Annotated in this window: 14 protein-coding genes and 1 pseudogene; 8 read left to right on the top strand and 7 right to left on the bottom strand. The window is 62.0% G+C overall.

Annotated features, from left to right (window positions below):
• Positions 1 to 85 precede the first annotated feature (85 nt).
• The gene (locus N4Q37_RS02660; protein WP_260955079.1) at positions 86 to 556 is read right to left on the bottom strand and encodes a hypothetical protein; all 471 of its coding nucleotides are present in this window, start codon (positions 554 to 556) and stop codon (positions 86 to 88) included.
• A 459-nt stretch (positions 557 to 1,015) separates the two neighbouring features.
• Here N4Q37_RS02660 and N4Q37_RS02655 point away from each other — a divergent pair, with 459 nt between their 5' ends.
• Together N4Q37_RS02655 and N4Q37_RS02650 are read left to right on the top strand one after the other, a co-directional pair.
• A complete protein-coding gene (locus N4Q37_RS02655) occupies positions 1,016 to 1,945 on the top strand; it encodes a chemotaxis protein CheV (RefSeq protein WP_260955076.1) in 930 nt (309 codons plus the stop codon).
• Between the two features lie 65 nt (positions 1,946 to 2,010).
• Complete coding sequence (locus tag N4Q37_RS02650; protein ID WP_260955075.1) at positions 2,011 to 2,820, top strand: MOSC domain-containing protein; 810 nt, start codon at positions 2,011 to 2,013, stop codon at positions 2,818 to 2,820.
• 118 nt (positions 2,821 to 2,938) lie between these two features.
• Here N4Q37_RS02650 and ppnP read toward each other — a convergent pair whose 3' ends face one another.
• Both ppnP and N4Q37_RS02640 read right to left on the bottom strand, forming a co-directional pair.
• Positions 2,939 to 3,223, bottom strand: a complete 285-nt coding sequence (gene ppnP, locus N4Q37_RS02645) for a pyrimidine/purine nucleoside phosphorylase (RefSeq protein ID WP_260955074.1) — start codon at positions 3,221 to 3,223, stop codon at positions 2,939 to 2,941.
• A gap of 91 nt (positions 3,224 to 3,314) precedes the next feature.
• Positions 3,315 to 3,857, bottom strand: a complete 543-nt coding sequence (locus tag N4Q37_RS02640) for an exonuclease domain-containing protein (protein ID WP_260955073.1) — start codon at positions 3,855 to 3,857, stop codon at positions 3,315 to 3,317.
• A gap of 107 nt (positions 3,858 to 3,964) precedes the next feature.
• Between N4Q37_RS02640 and N4Q37_RS02635 the strand changes: the two are divergent.
• The 3 genes and pseudogenes from N4Q37_RS02635 to N4Q37_RS02625 form a co-directional block, all read left to right on the top strand.
• Positions 3,965 to 4,204: pseudogene (locus N4Q37_RS02635) on the top strand (TetR/AcrR family transcriptional regulator); the annotation flags it as partial.
• A 116-nt stretch (positions 4,205 to 4,320) separates the two neighbouring features.
• On the top strand, positions 4,321 to 5,097 hold the full coding sequence (locus tag N4Q37_RS02630) for a substrate-binding periplasmic protein (protein ID WP_260955630.1): 777 nt from the start codon (positions 4,321 to 4,323) through the stop codon (positions 5,095 to 5,097).
• Between the two features lie 175 nt (positions 5,098 to 5,272).
• Positions 5,273 to 6,085 carry an alpha/beta fold hydrolase gene (locus tag N4Q37_RS02625; RefSeq protein ID WP_260955072.1) on the top strand — a complete coding sequence of 271 codons (813 nt, stop codon included), beginning with the start codon at positions 5,273 to 5,275 and terminating at the stop codon, positions 6,083 to 6,085.
• 51 nt (positions 6,086 to 6,136) lie between these two features.
• On the opposite strand, the gene dsbG is transcribed toward N4Q37_RS02625, so the two are convergent.
• The 3 genes from dsbG to dsbD are packed head-to-tail and all read right to left on the bottom strand — an operon-like array spanning position 6,137 to position 9,479.
• A complete protein-coding gene (gene dsbG, locus N4Q37_RS02620) occupies positions 6,137 to 6,904 on the bottom strand; it encodes a thiol:disulfide interchange protein DsbG (RefSeq protein ID WP_260955071.1) in 768 nt (255 codons plus the stop codon).
• Positions 6,880 to 7,749: a TlpA family protein disulfide reductase gene (locus N4Q37_RS02615; RefSeq protein WP_260955070.1), complete on the bottom strand. Its 870-nt coding sequence runs from the start codon at positions 7,747 to 7,749 to the stop codon at positions 6,880 to 6,882. The genes dsbG and N4Q37_RS02615 overlap by 25 nt, the downstream gene beginning before the upstream one ends.
• Positions 7,749 to 9,479, bottom strand: coding sequence for a protein-disulfide reductase DsbD (dsbD, locus tag N4Q37_RS02610; RefSeq protein WP_260955068.1), 1,731 nt, complete (start codon positions 9,477 to 9,479; stop codon positions 7,749 to 7,751). The genes N4Q37_RS02615 and dsbD overlap by 1 nt, the downstream gene beginning before the upstream one ends.
• A 185-nt stretch (positions 9,480 to 9,664) precedes the next feature.
• On the opposite strand from dsbD, the gene N4Q37_RS02605 reads away from it, so the two are divergent.
• Complete coding sequence (locus tag N4Q37_RS02605) at positions 9,665 to 10,345, top strand: response regulator (RefSeq protein ID WP_260955066.1); 681 nt, start codon at positions 9,665 to 9,667, stop codon at positions 10,343 to 10,345.
• Complete coding sequence (locus tag N4Q37_RS02600) at positions 10,342 to 11,664, top strand: sensor histidine kinase (protein WP_260955064.1); 1,323 nt, start codon at positions 10,342 to 10,344, stop codon at positions 11,662 to 11,664. Before N4Q37_RS02605 ends, N4Q37_RS02600 begins: the two co-directional genes overlap by 4 nt.
• 70 nt (positions 11,665 to 11,734) lie before the next feature.
• On the opposite strand, the gene ppsR is transcribed toward N4Q37_RS02600, so the two are convergent.
• Positions 11,735 to 12,553 (bottom strand): posphoenolpyruvate synthetase regulatory kinase/phosphorylase PpsR, encoded by an 819-nt coding sequence (ppsR, locus tag N4Q37_RS02595; protein WP_260955063.1) that lies wholly within the window; start codon positions 12,551 to 12,553, stop codon positions 11,735 to 11,737.
• Positions 12,554 to 12,729: 176 nt separating this feature from the next.
• On the opposite strand from ppsR, the gene ppsA reads away from it, so the two are divergent.
• The gene (ppsA, locus tag N4Q37_RS02590; RefSeq protein ID WP_260955062.1) at positions 12,730 to 15,105 is read left to right on the top strand and encodes a phosphoenolpyruvate synthase; all 2,376 of its coding nucleotides are present in this window, start codon (positions 12,730 to 12,732) and stop codon (positions 15,103 to 15,105) included.
• Positions 15,106 to 15,134: the final 29 nt, after the last annotated feature.

Genomic DNA, 15,134 nt, shown 5'->3' with positions numbered 1-15,134 from the left:
ACCACTTCATCGTTGGTCGCGCTCGGCTTGCAAGCCTGCAAACGCGACGAATCAGGCACGTCGTGCGCAGCCGGGTTCACCGCTATCAGGCTTGTTTCTGGGCGTAGCTCACCAGGGTCATGGGGCGTGAGACAGGCAATGCCTGACAGGGGCTCTGGCCTACCTGGAATGCAAAGGCTTCGATCAGAGAGGTCTGTTCGCTGCTGTCCAGGCTCAGTTTGCCGGTGGTGGGGTCGACCAGCTCCAGTTGCCAAGCCATCAGAGTGAAGCAATCCTTCAGGGCGCCCAAGGCCTGGTCATGCAATGCCGTGTGGTTCTGCGCGTGGCTGAGCAAGCCGTGGAGGTGCAGTGAAAACTCCGACACGGCTTCCAGGGCCAGGGCGTTGGCTTTGTTTGCCAGCTTCAGCAAGGTACTGAGCATGCAATCGATGGCGTCCTTGTCATTGCTGATCAATTGCAAATGACTCAGGCATTCCTCTGACTTGGCCAGAAGCGTTTCGGCTTCGGTCAGGAATTCGGGAAGGCGTTGGTTCCAGTTCCTACTATCGTTCGGCATGCTTATCTCCACAACATCAAGTCAGGCGACGGAAAACCGTGTATGGCGAACGGCTGGATCCCACGGCTGGCGGCAAACGGACGCGTGTTGGCACGACCATGCGATTGAGCGCTGGCGAGATCGGCCGATAGATGGAAAGTCCGATGACCTGCAGGTGCGCACAAAAGCCTGACTCCGTTCAGCAATGAGAATGGCGTCACATTAATGGCTATTGGATAGCGGGAATATCAGGTTGGACCTGATTGTGCCTAGGGGAATCCCTTAGGCGACGGAACCTTTTGCGCAAAATGAGGTCGCGCAGCGGAAAAAACGGCGAAATGAGATTCGTGAAGCCAGTAAAACATGATGTTACTGTGATATCAATTCCCCCGGTTTGTATTTTGTTCAGGGGTCAAGATCTGGCTCATGCAGCCGATAAGTCCTCCATAAGGTTTATTCGAACAAGCCCAGGAGTCATCGATGGCCGGCATTCTCGACACGGTAGATCAACGAACCCAATTGGTGGGTGAGAATCGCCTGGAAATTCTCATGTTCCGGTTGGCGGGGCGGCAGTTGTTCGCCATCAACGTATTCAAGGTCCAGGAAGTGCTGCAGTTGCCGAAGTTGACCTTGATGCCACAGCGTCATCCGTTCGTGTGCGGTGTGGTCAATCTGCGGGGCCAGACCCTGCCGGTGATCGACCTGTCCCAAGCCATCGGCATGCGCCCGCTGGTGCCGGGGCCTAACAGCACCATTATCGTCACTGAGTACAACCGTTCGGTTCAGGCATTCCTGGTGGGCGGTGTGGACCGCATCGTCAACATGAACTGGGAAGCCATCCTCCCGCCGCCGGGCAGCGCCGGCCGCGAGCATTACCTGACGGCCATCAGCAAGGTGGACGATCAGTTGGTGGAAATCATCGACGTGGAAAAGGTCCTGGCCGAAATCGTGCCCTACAACGCCAAGGTTTCCCGGGACAAACTCGAAGACCCGGTGCTGGAGCGCGCCCGTGGACGCGAAGTGTTGCTGGTGGACGATTCCAACGTCGCGCTCTCGCAATTGCGCGACACCCTGGGCCAACTGGGTGTGAAGATGCACATCGCCAGCGATGGCCTGAAGGCCCTGAACATGCTCAAGGCCTGGGCCGATACCGGCGAGGTGATGACCGACAAGTTGCTGATGATTTTCACCGACGCGGAAATGCCGGAAATGGACGGCTACCGCCTGACCACGGAAATCCGCAACGATCCGCGCTTGCGCGGGCTCTATGTGGTACTGCACACCTCGTTGTCGGGCAGCTTTAACGAATCAATGGTGAAGAAGGTCGGCTGCGACAATTTCCTGTCCAAGTTCCAGCCGGACAAGCTCGTCGACGTGGTACGCCAGCGCCTGGCCCTCGACGCGAATTGATCATGGTTTGATTCGATGGCCGGCTCGTATATGGTGGCACTTTTTCGCCTCCAGGGAAGTTGACCATGTTGCGGCTCAGTGCGCTGTATCGTTATCCGTTGAAATCCGGCAAGGGCCAGGCCCTGCAAGGGATTGGCCTGGACAAGCTGGGGCTGGACGGTGACCGGCGCTGGATGCTCGTGGACGAGGCCAGCGGTCGCTTCCTGACCCAACGGGCCGTGGCGAAAATGAGCCAGCTCTCGGCTTTGTGGAACGAGGCGGGGGGGCTGACGCTCAGTGCGCCGGGCCATGGCGCCATCGATGTGCCGCTGCCGCCAGTGGTGGAAGAACAGCGGCGTGGTGTGACCATCTGGCGCGACACCTTGCGCGTGCCGGACGCCGGGGATGAGGCGGCCGCCTGGGTCAGCGAGTTCATCGGCAACCGCACCCGGCTGGTGCATGTGCCGGTGGAACTGGCACGTACCACCGCCGCCGGTTATGGCAAGGATGACGATAAGGTGGCTTTCGCGGACGGTTTCCCACTGCTACTGATCGGCCAGGCGTCCTTGCAGGACTTGTCGAGCCGGGTCGGTCGTCCCCTGGAGATGCTGCGCTTTCGTCCCAACCTGGTGATCGAGGGCAGCGAGGCGTTTGCCGAGGACGGTTTCAAGCGCATCCGTATTGGCGATGTAGAGTTTCGGGTGGTCAAGCCATGCTCGCGTTGCATCATGACCACCGTCGACCCGCAGACCGGCGAGCGCGATCCGAACCGCGAGCCTTTCGCCACGTTGCAGCAATACCGTTCGACGCCGGACGGCGCGATGTTCGGCCAGAACCTGGTCAACGACGGCAATGGCTGGCTTGAAGTCGGCATGCCGGTTGAAGTGCTCGAATAAAAAGTGCCATGAATAAAAATGCCCGTGTCATTGGACACGGGCATTTTTTTTGCCTTGACGCCATGCCAAGGCTTTTGTGGCGAGGGAGCGAGCTCCCTCGCCACAGGCTATGTGGGACTCAGGCGCGGTACTCGCACAGGTAGGCGGTATCCACGGCCACTTTGAGCTGGAACTTGCTGTTGGCCGGTACGTTGAACTGGCTGCCTGCCTGGAAGGTTTCCCAGTCAGTGCTGCCAGGCAGCTTCACGGTCAGGGCGCCGGAGACGACGTGCATGATCTCACGCTGGGCGGTGCCGAACTCGTATTCGCCCGGTGCCATCACGCCGATGGTCGCAGGGCCTTCGGCAGTGCCAAAAGCGATCGACTTGACGGTGCCATCGAAGTACTCGTTGACTTTGAACATGGGCGATTCCTCAAGAAAAGGGGCTGAAAAAGGCCGGCCAGTATGCACAAGGCGTTAACGTTCGTCATCTGCTACGCAGTAAGGCGCTCGTTCAGCCGGCAAGCACCAGGGGCAGCAACCGCGCGGTGTTGCGGGCATCTTCCAGTGCCCGATGTTGCTGGCCGCTGAATTGCAGTCCAGCCAGTTGCAATGCACCGTTGAGTCCCAGCGGGCGTTCCAGCCGGCGAGCCTTGGCGAAACGTTGCTTGAGGTTCATGTGCGGTACCTGGCCCAGCACGCTGGACAATCGTTGCTGCTGCCATTCCTGAAGCAGCTGCTTACGGTCGTAGTCGCCCCAGCTGACCCAGCTTTCCAGCTTCGCGTGATACGGCGCCAGCCAATGTTCGAACGCCGGCCAGACGTCGGCCAAGGGCGCGGCCCGGTCGACGTCGGCTTGGGTGATGTGGGTCAGTTCGCGACAGAACGGCGTCAACAGCGGTCGCCTCAAGGGACGCACGAATCGCTGGAAGTGATCGACCTCACGACCGTCGCGATTCACCAGCGTGGCGCCGATTTCGATAATTTCCATTTCGGTTACCGGCCAGCCACCTTCATCGGTGGTGGCCTCCAGATCAATCACCAGCCAGTGAGGCATTGCAGGATTCCCGGTATCGGCGAGCAGATGGGGTTGAGCATAGACAAACCCTGGGCTGGCGTCTCGATCTGCGGTGAATGACCGCCAGCCGCGCTGCCCCACCTGTTTTGCAATCAAGGGCACAGGCACAGGCCCTGGCCTTGCGTAATATTTATGAACACTTGCGGCTCGAGGTCTTGGGTCAGGCCAAGGATGCCGGGTATATTCGCGGGGATGTATTCATTACCCGGCGTTTTCTCTTCGGCGCATTGTCCTGGACCACCATTGGGTTTCGCGCCGAAGGCGGCCTGAGCCTCGATGAGCTGGCCGAACAAACCCTGATCCTGGTACTTGAAGAAAAACAATAATCGAACAAGGCTTTAAACGACCTTGTGACTGGCTAAGTGGCGCAAACCGCCTAGCTTGAGTGTATGGATGGATACTTTTGGGGGAGTGGGTGATCTTGACGTTTTCGCCGATGGGGATGATTGCGCGTGTCCTGCTGGCTGTTCTGGCCATTTTCCTGGTGCTGCCGGCTTCGGCGGCGCAATTGGTCCGGATCGGTGCAGCACATTTTCCGCCCTACACCGTTCGCCCCGAAAACGGGGCCGATACGGGCCTGCTGCCGCAATTGGTGGAGGCCTTGAACCAGTCTCAGGCCGATTACCAGTTCGTCCTGGTGCCGACTTCGATTCCGCGTCGTTTCAACGATTTCAAGCAAGGCCGGGTCGACATGGCGATCTTCGAGAACCCGGACTGGGGCTGGCAGGATGTACCTCATACCGCCGTCGACATGGGGCTGGAGGACGCCGAAATCTTCGTGACCCAGCGCCAGCCGGATCGCTCGCAGGGCTATTTCGATGATCTGCGGGGCAAACGCCTGGCCTTGTTCAGCGGTTACCACTATGCCTTTGCCCAGTTCAATGCCGATCCCAAGTACCTGGCTGGCCAGTACAACGCCACGCTGACTTATTCCCATGACAGCAACATCCTGATGGTGCTGCGTGGGCGTGCCGACATCGCCTTGGTGACCCGTTCGTATCTCAACGACTACGTGTTGCGCAATCCCGAGGTCGGCCCACAGTTGCTGGTGTCTGAACGCATCGACCAGGTTTACCACCATTACGCGCTGATCCGCCCACAGGCGCCCATCACTCGGGAAGCGTTTGGCGCGTTGCTGCAAAAGCTGCGTGAAAACGGTCAGTTGCTGAAGATCTTCCAGCCCTACCAGATCGAGCTGGTGCCGAGCCATAGCCATTGAGCCTGGGCTCGTACGAAAAGTCGTCCTAGTCTTGCGGTGGCTGTAGCGCAATCATCGTGGGCAAGCCTTGCCCACAATGGAGGTCGCACAGGCACTGTTGGCCCAAGGGTTGACTGCTCATCCTGCACAGCTCAGTCTCCCAAGTTTTTTCCACCCTCAGACAAGGAGGTCACCGATGCCCTTTGCAATGATCGACGGACAACCCCTTCATTATCTGGACCAGGGCCAGGGCCCGGTGGTGCTGCTGGGCAGCAGCTATCTGTGGGACCACGCCATGTGGGCGCCACAAATCGATGCACTGTCCCAGCATTATCGAGTGATCGCCACGGACCTCTGGGGCCATGGCCAGTCCGGACGCTTGCCCGAAGGCATGACCTCGCTGGACGACCTGGCCCGCCAGGCGTTGGCGTTGATGGATCATTTGCACATCGATGCCTTCAACCTGGTGGGGCTGTCGGTCGGTGGGATGTGGGGCGCGCGGTTGGCGCTGATGGCGCCGGAACGGCTCCAGAAGCTGGTGTTGTTGGACACCTACGTGGGTGTCGAGCCGGAACCGACCCGCCAGTACTACTTCTCGCTGTTCGACAAGATCGAAACCAGCGGCAGCATTCCCGAGCCGTTGCTGGACATCATCGTGCCGATCTTCTTCCGGCCGGGCATCGATCCGCAGTCGCCGCTGTACCAGCAGTTGCGTGCTTCACTGGCGGCATTGCCGGCCGAACGTCTGCGCGACAGCATCGTGCCGCTGGGGCGGATCATTTTCGGCCGGGACAGCATCCTGTCGCGCCTGCCCGAACTGGATGCCCAGCGCACGCTGGTGATGTGTGGCGACCAGGACAAGCCACGGCCGCCGTCCGAAGCCTTGGAAATGGCCGAACTGATCGGTTGCCCTCATGTGTTGATCCCTGAGGCGGGGCACATCTCCAACCTGGAGAATCCGGAGTTCGTGACCGAGGGGGTGCTGGAGTTTCTGAGGCAAGCACACTGACTTGTGGCGAGGGGATAAGTCCCCTCGCCACAAGTGTTTTTGTCCAGGGCTCTACTTCGGCCCGAGGATCTTCACCAGCTTGTCCGGTGACGGCGCGCCTTGCTGCTGTTGCAGGTCGCCTTTTTCATCCAGATAGAAAATCGCCGGGGTGGCGGACAGTTCCAGTTCGTCCATCAACTGCTGGTTGGCGTCCAGTTTTGCCTGGATGGCCGGCGGCACCTCCTTGAGAGGCTTGAGCGCGCTGCCCTTGCCGGCCTTTTCATGTTCGGCCAGGGCTTTCGCCGGGTCGTTGGCGGCCAGCAAGGCGGCCGATTTGCCCGGGCTGTCTTCGCGGATGATGCCCACCATGATGTGCCGCAACTGCACCTTGCCGGCCTTGACCCATGGCCGCGCCTGCTCCCAGAACATGTTGCAGTACGGGCAGTTCGGATCGCTGAACAGGTACACCGTGCGCGGTGCGTCCTTGTTGCCGTCGCCGATCCAGTTACTTGCCTCCATCTTCGTCCAGATCTGCTTGGCCATCGGCGCGTAGACCAGTTTTTGCAGCGGTTCGGCGCTCAGGTCCTTGCCATCGGCGTCGTACAGGTTGCCCAGCAGGACGTGCTGCCCGTCCGGAGTCAGGTACAACGCCATGCCCCGGTTCTGGTACTGCGCCGCATAGCCGCGCAGGCCGTTCGGCGCTTCGAAGGTGCCGACGATTTTCGCGCCCTTGGCTTCGATCTTCTGGATGGCCGCGGGCAATTCTTCGGCGTGCAGCAAGGGAGCCTGCGACAGTGTGGCGGCGACGGCCAGGGTCAGCAGGTGGCGGAGGCGGGGCATGGCGGTTTCCTTGTGTCGGGGTGGAGGGCCGTGGTCGAACCCGGCGTTTCGAAGTCTTCCAGGGCGCGGGCCAGGCTCGCTTCGGACAATTCGCCCAGGTGGCTGCCCAACAGCCGACCCTCGGCGCTGTAGAACAGGGTGGTCGGCAAGGCCATGGAACCGACGGCCTGGCCGAGGCGACCGCTGCCGTCGAACAGCACGTTGGTCAGGCTCAGGCCTTGGGTGGCGAGGTAGGTGCTGACGCTTTGCATGCTTTCGGCCTGGTTGACGAACAGGAAGGTCAGGTCCGGACGCTGCTGTTGGGCTTCTTCGAGCACCGGCATCTCGCGCCGGCATGGTGGGCACCAGGTGGCCCAGAGGTTGATCACCAAGGGACCGCCCTGATAATCGGTGAGCTTCACCGTCTCGCCATCGGCATTGCGCAGCTCGATTTCCGGCAGTCGCGTGCCTTGCTCATAGATCGTCAACGACAGGCTCGCCAGCAGCCAGAACAACAGGCCGCTGCCGACACCCAGGCCCAACGGCCAGCGCAGGGCCGCTCGACGCCGGGCCCAGAGCAATGCGCCAATCAGCAGGGCAACGATGCCCGGCCAGGCCAGGAACCCGCCGTCGCGCAAGTCGACGATCTGCAGCGGATCGCCCCGGTAGTGTTCCCAATAGGCGATGACAAAACCGATCCGCGCGGCCAGGAGCCCCAGCAAAAACAGGACGAAAAGTACCGATTCGGGATTCTCGCCGCCGCGTTTGGCCACTCGCCAGCCCACGAATGTCGCCAGCGCCAGGGCGCTGATCAGCAGCAGGTGGTTAAGGGCGATGGCAAAGGTGCCCAGGGTCAGCGTCAGCATCAGCGCGCGTTCCGGGTGACGTTCCAGCGCTCCAGGAACACCTTGGCGTCGACTTCCCCGGTGATCCGCTGACTGCGGCGTTCTTCACCGTCGGCGCCGAGCCACAGCAGGCTTGGCGGCCCGGGCACCTGGAAACGGCCCAGCAGTTCGCGGCTGGCGGCGTTGTCGGCGGTCACATCGAGGCGCAGCAGGCGCACGCCTTTCAAGGCATCGAGCACCTCGACGCGGCTGAAGACCTGTTTCTCCATGATCTTGCAGGACACGCACCAGTCGGCGTAGTAGTCCAGCAGCACCCATTGGCCCTGGGCCTTGGCGGCGTCCAGTTCCCGTTGCAGGGCTGCGGGTTCGCTGACGGTGACGAACGCATCGTGGGCGCCGCCCGCTGCGCCGGTCTCGTTGCCGGCGTACACCTTCAACGGCTGGAAGAAATCATCGCCGCCACCCGCCGCGCCGATCACCAGCAGGCTGCCCCACAGGCCAAGCAGCAGCGACGCACTGCCGCAGACGTAGGCGATGCGGCCGAATCCTTCGGTCTGGCGCCAGGCGCTGTAGGCGGCGATCAGCAACAGCACACCCCACAGGCCGACCCACAGGGAACCGTCGACGACCGGTCGGATCATCAGCAGCGCCGTGCCCAGGAACAGGAAGCCGAACACGCCCTTGAGCACATTCATCCAGGCGCCGGGCTTGGGCAGGAAGCGGTTGCCCACGGTCACCAGGAGCAACAATGGCAGGCCCATGCCGATGCCCATGGTGAACAGGATCAGCCCGCCATGCAGGGCATTGCCGCTCTGGGCGATGTACAGCAGCGCGCCGGCCAGCGGAGCGGTCATGCAGGGGCCGACGAGCAGGCCGGACAAGGCACCGAGAATGCCGGCGCCTAGCAGGCTGCCGCCGCTTTGCTGGCGCCCGGCGCTTTCCAGGCGGTCACGCAGGGCGGCCGGTAATTGCAATTCAAAGAAACCGAACATGGGCAACGCCAGGACGACAAACACCGCCGCGAAGGTGCCCAGCAGCCACGGTTGCTGCAGCAGCGCCTGGAGGTTGGCCCCCAGCAGCGCGGCGAGCACGCCCATGGCGGCATACACCAGTGCCATGCTGATCACGTAGCTGGAAGCCAAAGCCAGGCCCCGCCGGGGCCCGGCGCCGCTGCCGACCACCAGCCCGGCGAGGATCGGCAGCATTGGCAGGGAGCAGGGTGTGAATGCCAACAGCAGCCCCAGGCCGAGGAACGCCAGCAGGCTCCAGCCCAATGCCCGTTGCTGCAACCCGCTGGCCAGGGCCTGGTCCGGGGCTTCGCCACTGGCAGCGGAGGTCGGTGCATTGCCGCCCAGGTCGACCACTTGGGTCTGGGGTGGATAGCACAGGCCGGCGTCGGCGCAGCCCTGGAAGCCGACCTTGACCTTGCCCGTGGCACCGGCGGGAATCTTCAGCTCCAGGGCCTGGCGATAGACCTGCTGGTCGCCGAAAAACTCGTCGCTGTGGGCCTCGCCTTCCGGCAATTGGGGTTTCTGCGCATCGGCAAGGCCATCGAACTTGAGCCGTTGCCGATAGAGGTAGTAGCCGTCGGCGATCTGCCAGAACAGCTGGGTTTCACCCGAATCCAGGCGTTCGGAGGTGAACACGAAGGCTTTTTCCACGGGCAGGAAATCGGGTTTGGTCTCGAAGGGATTGGCGGCTTGGGCCAGGCCTGAGACCAGGAACAGCCACAACAAAAACAATCGACGCATGGATAAGCCTTAGAAACGAAGAGGAACGAAGCAAGTGGAAAGCACAATGGCGGCTATCGATTAACCGTCGATTAACCCGGCGACGAGCGGCTGGCTGTAATGCTCGCCCATGTTTGCCGTACTCGTCGCATAATGTCGGCTTAATCGGCCGGCGGCCTAATGTACCCTTTTCCACGAGGCTTACCATGCACGTACTGGTCTGCGAAGACGATGAGTTGATCGCCAGCGGGATCGTCGCCGGGCTCACGGCCCAGGGCCTGACGGTCGAGCACGTGGGCACGGCTTCGGCGGCGCGGGCGATGGTCGGCGTGGCCGAGTTCGACGTCATGGTGCTGGACCTCGGGCTCCCCGACGAAGATGGGCTCAAGCTGCTCAGGCAATTGCGCCAGCAAGGCCTGGAGATTCCGGTGCTGATCCTCACGGCCCGCGACTCGGTGACGGATCGGGTCGACGGCTTGCAGGCCGGCGCCGATGACTACCTGCTCAAGCCCTTCGACCTGCGCGAACTCGCGGCGCGATTGCATACCCTGCTGCGGCGGGTAGCGGGGCGCAGCGTCAACCTGATCGAGCACGGTCGCCTGACCTACGACCCGAGTAACCGCGAAGCCACCCTGGATGGCCAGCCGGTGGACCTGTCCCGGCGCGAGCAGTCGCTGTTGCAGGCGCTGCTCCACAGCCGTGGCCGGGTGCTGTCCACCGAGCAGCTCAAGGACAGCGTCTATGGTTTCAACGATGAGCTGGAAAGCAACGCCCTCAACGTCCATATCCATCACCTGCGGCGCAAGCTCGGCAACGGCATTGTCGAGACGGTGCGTGGCCTGGGTTATCGGCTGGGACCGGCCGATGGCGGGGAATCTTCCAAGTGATGAGCCTGCGACTGCGCTTGAGCCTGACCCTGGGCGCCGCCTTCGTCTTGATCTGGGCCTTGGCCGCGGCGTGGATGCTCAGCGACCTGCGCAACCAGATGATGTTTTCCCTCGACCAGCGCCTGGTGGCGTCGGCGCGGATGGTCGCCGGGTTGCTGGAACAGATGCCGCCCCTGTCCAGCAAGGGTGACGGCACGCATTTGAGTACCGAGCAACTGAGTATTCCCGGGGGGATGGCCTGTCAGGTCAGCTCCTTGCGCGGTGAGATTCTTGCGCGCAGCCACGGTACGCCGGAACAGACCCTGGAAGCCGAGAAGATGGGGTTTCACGATCAGATGATCGACGGCGCGCCGTGGCGCAGCTTCACCCTGGCCCGGGGCGACGTGCGCATTACCACGGCCGACCGGCAGATCGAGCGCGAGGCCTTGAACCTGTCGATACTGCTGGCGGCGTCGGTGCCGGTGGGGGTCGCGTTGCTGGGTTGCCTGTGCCTGTTGTGGCTGGGCATCGGCCAGGGGTTGGCGCCACTCAATCGCATGCGTGACGCCTTGATGCGGCGCAACGCAGACTCCCTGGAACCCTTGCAGATTTATCCTTTGCCGACTGAATTGCGCCCATTGCTGGAAACCCAGAACCAGTTGTTCCAGCGCATCGGCAAGACCCTCGAACGTGAGCGTCGGCTGACCGGCGATGCTGCCCACGAACTGCGTAGCCCGTTGACGGCCATCAAGACCCACTTGCAAGTGGCGCGCATGACCGAGGGCGCGGCCCGCGACCAATCCCTGGCCCGGGCCGAGGAGGGCGCCGACCGTATGCACCGCACCCTCGAGCAATTGCTGTTGCTGGCGCGGGTCGAAGGCAGCCTGTCCTTCGACGACGGCGTGCAATGCAATGCAGAGCAGGTGGCACGGCTGGCAATCCAGGATGCGACCGGCGGCGCGCCTCGGCGGATCAAGCTGCACGTGGCGCCCGATGTGTCCGATGCGCCCGTGCAGATGCCGGCGGTGCTCTCCATCGCTGCCGTGCGCAATCTGCTGGATAACGCCTTGCGTCATGCCCCGGGCGATACCGATGTGGAGCTGAACCTGGAGGTGATTGGCCAACGTGTGCGTTTCCAGGTTCGCGATCACGGCCCCGGCATTGCCGCCGACGATATCCCGCACCTGACCCAACGCTTCTGGCGCAATGGCCAGAGCACCGGTTGCGGGCTGGGGTTGGCGATTGTCCAGGCGATTGTCCAGCGCTGCGGTTGTGGGCTGCATTTCGACAGCCGGGCCGATGGGCTGCGGGTCGAGTTGACGGTGCCGGTCGGTCAATAGGCTTCGAGCGCCAAGCCATGCGTAGGGGGCTTATGGCCTGGCGTCGCTGCAACGCGGAGGGAGGCGGTTTTTACTTGAATCGCCGTTCCACCCCTTTCTCCACCAGGATCTTCGCCGAAATCTCTTCCACGGAAAAATGCGTGGAATTGATGTGGGGAATGTTCTCCCGTCGGAACAGGTTTTCCACCTCGCGTACTTCGAATTCGCACTGGGCGTAGCTTGAATAGCGGCTGTTGGGCTTGCGCTCGTTGCGGATCGCGGTGAGGCGGTCCGGGTCGATGGTCAGGCCGAACAGCTTGTGCTGGTGAGCGCGCAGGGCGTTGGGTAGCTGCAGGCGCTCCATGTCTTCTTCGGTCAGCGGATAGTTGGCCGCGCGGATGCCGAATTGCATCGCCATGTACAGGCACGTCGGCGTCTTACCACAGCGCGACACCCCCACTAGGATCAGGTCGGCCTTGTCGTAATAATGCGTGCGGGCACCGTCATCGTTGTCCAGGGCGAAGTTGACCGCCTCGATCCGCTCCATGTAGTTGGAGTTATGGCCGATGGAATGGGATTTGCCGACCGAGTAGGAAGAATGCTCGCTCAGTTCCTGCTCCAGGGGTGCCAGGAACGTGGAAAATATGTCGATCATGAAACCATTGGACGTTGCGAGAATCTCACGGATGTCCTGATTGACGATGGTGTCGAAGATAATCGGGCGAAAGCCGTCGGTTTCGGCGGCCCTGTTGATTTGCTGTACCATGGCCCGCGCTTTGTCGGCGTTGTCGATGTACGGGCGTGTCAGTTTGGTGAAGGTAATGTTTTCGAACTGTGCCAAGAGGCTCTGGCCCAGCGTTTCGGCCGTGATGCCGGTGCCGTCGGAAATAAAGAAAGCAGATCGTTTCATTTGCGCCTTGGGCCTTAAGCTAATAGCGATTCTTGGATATGATAGGCGCGATTTGCCGGCCGCCAGTGGCCCGCATTCTCACTTATTTTCCAGGTCCAGGCCATATCGCCGGCAATCGCTCCCCTGGAGCTGCCGGTACCTTGAGCGTTTCCAACACAGTTAGTGGAGAGATCACCTTGGTAGAGTACGTAGTTTCCCTCGATAAGCTCGGCGTCCATGATGTGGAGCATGTGGGGGGCAAGAACGCATCCCTGGGCGAGATGATCAGTAACCTCGCCGGCGCCGGCGTATCGGTGCCAGGTGGCTTCGCCACGACCGCTCAGGCTTATCGTGATTTCCTGGAACTGAGCGGCCTGAACCAGCAGATCCATGATGCACTCGATGCCCTGGACGTCGATGACGTCAATGCCCTGGCCAAGACCGGTGCCCAGATCCGCCAGTGGATCATGGAAGCCGAGTTCCCCGAGCAACTGAACACCGAAATCCGTACCGCCTTCGCCAAGCTGTCCGAAGGCAATCCCGACATCGCCGTCGCCGTGCGTTCCTCGGCCACCGCCGAAGACCTGCCGGACGCTTCCTTCGCCGGCCAGCAGGAAACCTTCCTGAACATCCGTGGCGTGGACAACGTCATCCGGGCCGCCAAGGAAGTCTTCGCCTCCCTTTTCAACGACCGTGCCATTTCCTACCGCGTGCACCAGGGCTTCGACCACAAGCTGGTGGCCCTGTCCGCCGGTGTGCAGCGCATGGTCCGCTCCGAAACCGGCACTGCCGGCGTGATGTTCACCCTCGACACCGAGTCGGGTTTCCGTGACGTGGTGTTCATCACCGGCGCCTACGGCCTGGGTGAAACCGTCGTGCAGGGTGCGGTGAACCCGGATGAGTTCTACGTCCACAAGAGCACGCTGCAAGCCGGTCGCCCGGCGATCCTGCGCCGCAACCTGGGCAGCAAGGCCATCAAGATGATCTACGGCGACGAAGCCAAGGCCGGTCGTTCGGTCAAGACTGTCGACGTGGACAAGGCCGATCGCGCGCGTTTCTGCCTGACCGACGCCGAAGTCAGCGAGCTGGCCAAGCAGGCGATGATCATCGAGCAGCACTACAAGTGCCCGATGGACATCGAATGGGCCAAGGACGGTGACGACGGCAAGCTGTACATCGTGCAGGCTCGTCCGGAAACCGTGAAGAGCCGCACCCAGGCCAACGTCATGGAGCGCTACCTGCTCAAGGAAACCGGCACCGTGCTGGTGGAAGGCCGTGCCATCGGCCAGCGCATCGGCGCCGGCAAGGTGCGGATCATCAAGGACGTCTCGGAGATGGACAAGGTCCAGGCCGGTGACGTGCTGGTCTCCGACATGACCGACCCGGATTGGGAGCCGGTGATGAAGCGCGCCAGCGCCATCGTCACCAACCGCGGCGGGCGTACCTGCCACGCGGCGATCATCGCCCGTGAACTGGGCATTCCGGCGGTAGTGGGTTGCGGCAACGCCACCGAACTGCTCAAGGATGGCCAGGGCGTGACCGTTTCCTGCGCCGAGGGCGACACCGGTTATATCTTCGAAGGCGAGCTGGGCTTCGATATCAAGAAAAACTCCGTGGATGCCATGCCGGAGCTGCCGTTCAAGATCATGATGAACGTCGGCAACCCGGATCGCGCCTTCGACTTCGCGCAACTGCCGAACGCCGGCGTGGGCCTGGCCCGTCTGGAATTCATCATCAACCGCATGATCGGCGTGCACCCCAAGGCGCTGCTGAACTACAGCGGCCTGCCGACGGAGATCAAGGACAGCGTCGACAAGCGCATTGCCGGCTACGATGACCCGGTCGGTTTCTACGTCGAGAAGCTGGTGGAAGGCATCAGCACCCTGGCGGCGGCGTTCTGGCCGAAAAAGGTCATCGTGCGCCTGTCGGACTTCAAGTCCAACGAATACGCCAACCTGATCGGCGGCAAGCTCTACGAGCCGGAAGAAGAGAACCCGATGCTGGGCTTCCGTGGCGCCTCGCGCTACATCAGCGACTCGTTCCGTGACTGCTTCGAGCTCGAGTGCCGTGCCCTCAAGCGCGTGCGCAACGAGATGGGCCTGACCAACGTCGAGATCATGGTGCCGTTCGTGCGCACCCTGGGCGAAGCGAGCCAGGTGGTCGACCTGCTCGCCGAAAACGGCCTGGCCCGTGGCGACAATGGCCTGCGCGTGATCATGATGTGCGAGCTGCCGTCCAACGCGATCCTGGCCGAAGAGTTCCTCGAGTTCTTCGACGGTTTCTCCATCGGTTCCAACGACCTGACCCAGCTGACCCTGGGCCTTGACCGCGACTCCGGGATCATTGCCCACCTGTTCGACGAGCGGAACCCGGCGGTCAAGAAGCTGCTGGCCAATGCCATCGCCGCCTGCAACAAGGCCGGCAAGTACATCGGCATCTGCGGCCAGGGCCCTTCGGACCATCCGGACCTGGCCAAGTGGCTGATGGAGCAGGGTATCGAAAGCGTATCGTTGAACCCGGATTCCGTGCTGGAAACCTGGTTCTTCCTGGCGGAAGGTCAGGGAGCGGTCTGATCGAGTGCAGGGGGCTGATCGGCTGAAAC

Source organism: Pseudomonas citri (assembly GCF_025336485.1).
GTDB classification, from domain to species: domain Bacteria; phylum Pseudomonadota; class Gammaproteobacteria; order Pseudomonadales; family Pseudomonadaceae; genus Aquipseudomonas; species Aquipseudomonas citri.
Note: the sequence above shows the minus strand (reverse complement) of the source record. Positions and strands in the feature narration are given on the sequence as shown.

Excerpts from the sequence above, each read along its gene's own strand:
- N4Q37_RS02660 (WP_260955079.1), bottom strand. The coding sequence starts at position 556 with ATGCCGAACGATAGTAGGAACTGGAACCAACGCCTTCCCGAATTCCTG.
- N4Q37_RS02655 (WP_260955076.1), top strand. The coding sequence starts at position 1,016 with ATGGCCGGCATTCTCGACACGGTAGATCAACGAACCCAATTGGTGGGT.
- N4Q37_RS02650 (WP_260955075.1), top strand. The coding sequence starts at position 2,011 with ATGTTGCGGCTCAGTGCGCTGTATCGTTATCCGTTGAAATCCGGCAAG.
- ppnP (WP_260955074.1), bottom strand. The coding sequence starts at position 3,223 with ATGTTCAAAGTCAACGAGTACTTCGATGGCACCGTCAAGTCGATCGCT.
- N4Q37_RS02640 (WP_260955073.1), bottom strand. The coding sequence starts at position 3,857 with ATGCCTCACTGGCTGGTGATTGATCTGGAGGCCACCACCGATGAAGGT.
- N4Q37_RS02630 (WP_260955630.1), top strand. The coding sequence starts at position 4,321 with ATGATTGCGCGTGTCCTGCTGGCTGTTCTGGCCATTTTCCTGGTGCTG.
- N4Q37_RS02625 (WP_260955072.1), top strand. The coding sequence starts at position 5,273 with ATGCCCTTTGCAATGATCGACGGACAACCCCTTCATTATCTGGACCAG.
- dsbG (WP_260955071.1), bottom strand. The coding sequence starts at position 6,904 with ATGCCCCGCCTCCGCCACCTGCTGACCCTGGCCGTCGCCGCCACACTG.
- N4Q37_RS02615 (WP_260955070.1), bottom strand. The coding sequence starts at position 7,749 with ATGCTGACGCTGACCCTGGGCACCTTTGCCATCGCCCTTAACCACCTG.
- dsbD (WP_260955068.1), bottom strand. The coding sequence starts at position 9,479 with ATGCGTCGATTGTTTTTGTTGTGGCTGTTCCTGGTCTCAGGCCTGGCC.
- N4Q37_RS02605 (WP_260955066.1), top strand. The coding sequence starts at position 9,665 with ATGCACGTACTGGTCTGCGAAGACGATGAGTTGATCGCCAGCGGGATC.
- ppsR (WP_260955063.1), bottom strand. The coding sequence starts at position 12,553 with ATGAAACGATCTGCTTTCTTTATTTCCGACGGCACCGGCATCACGGCC.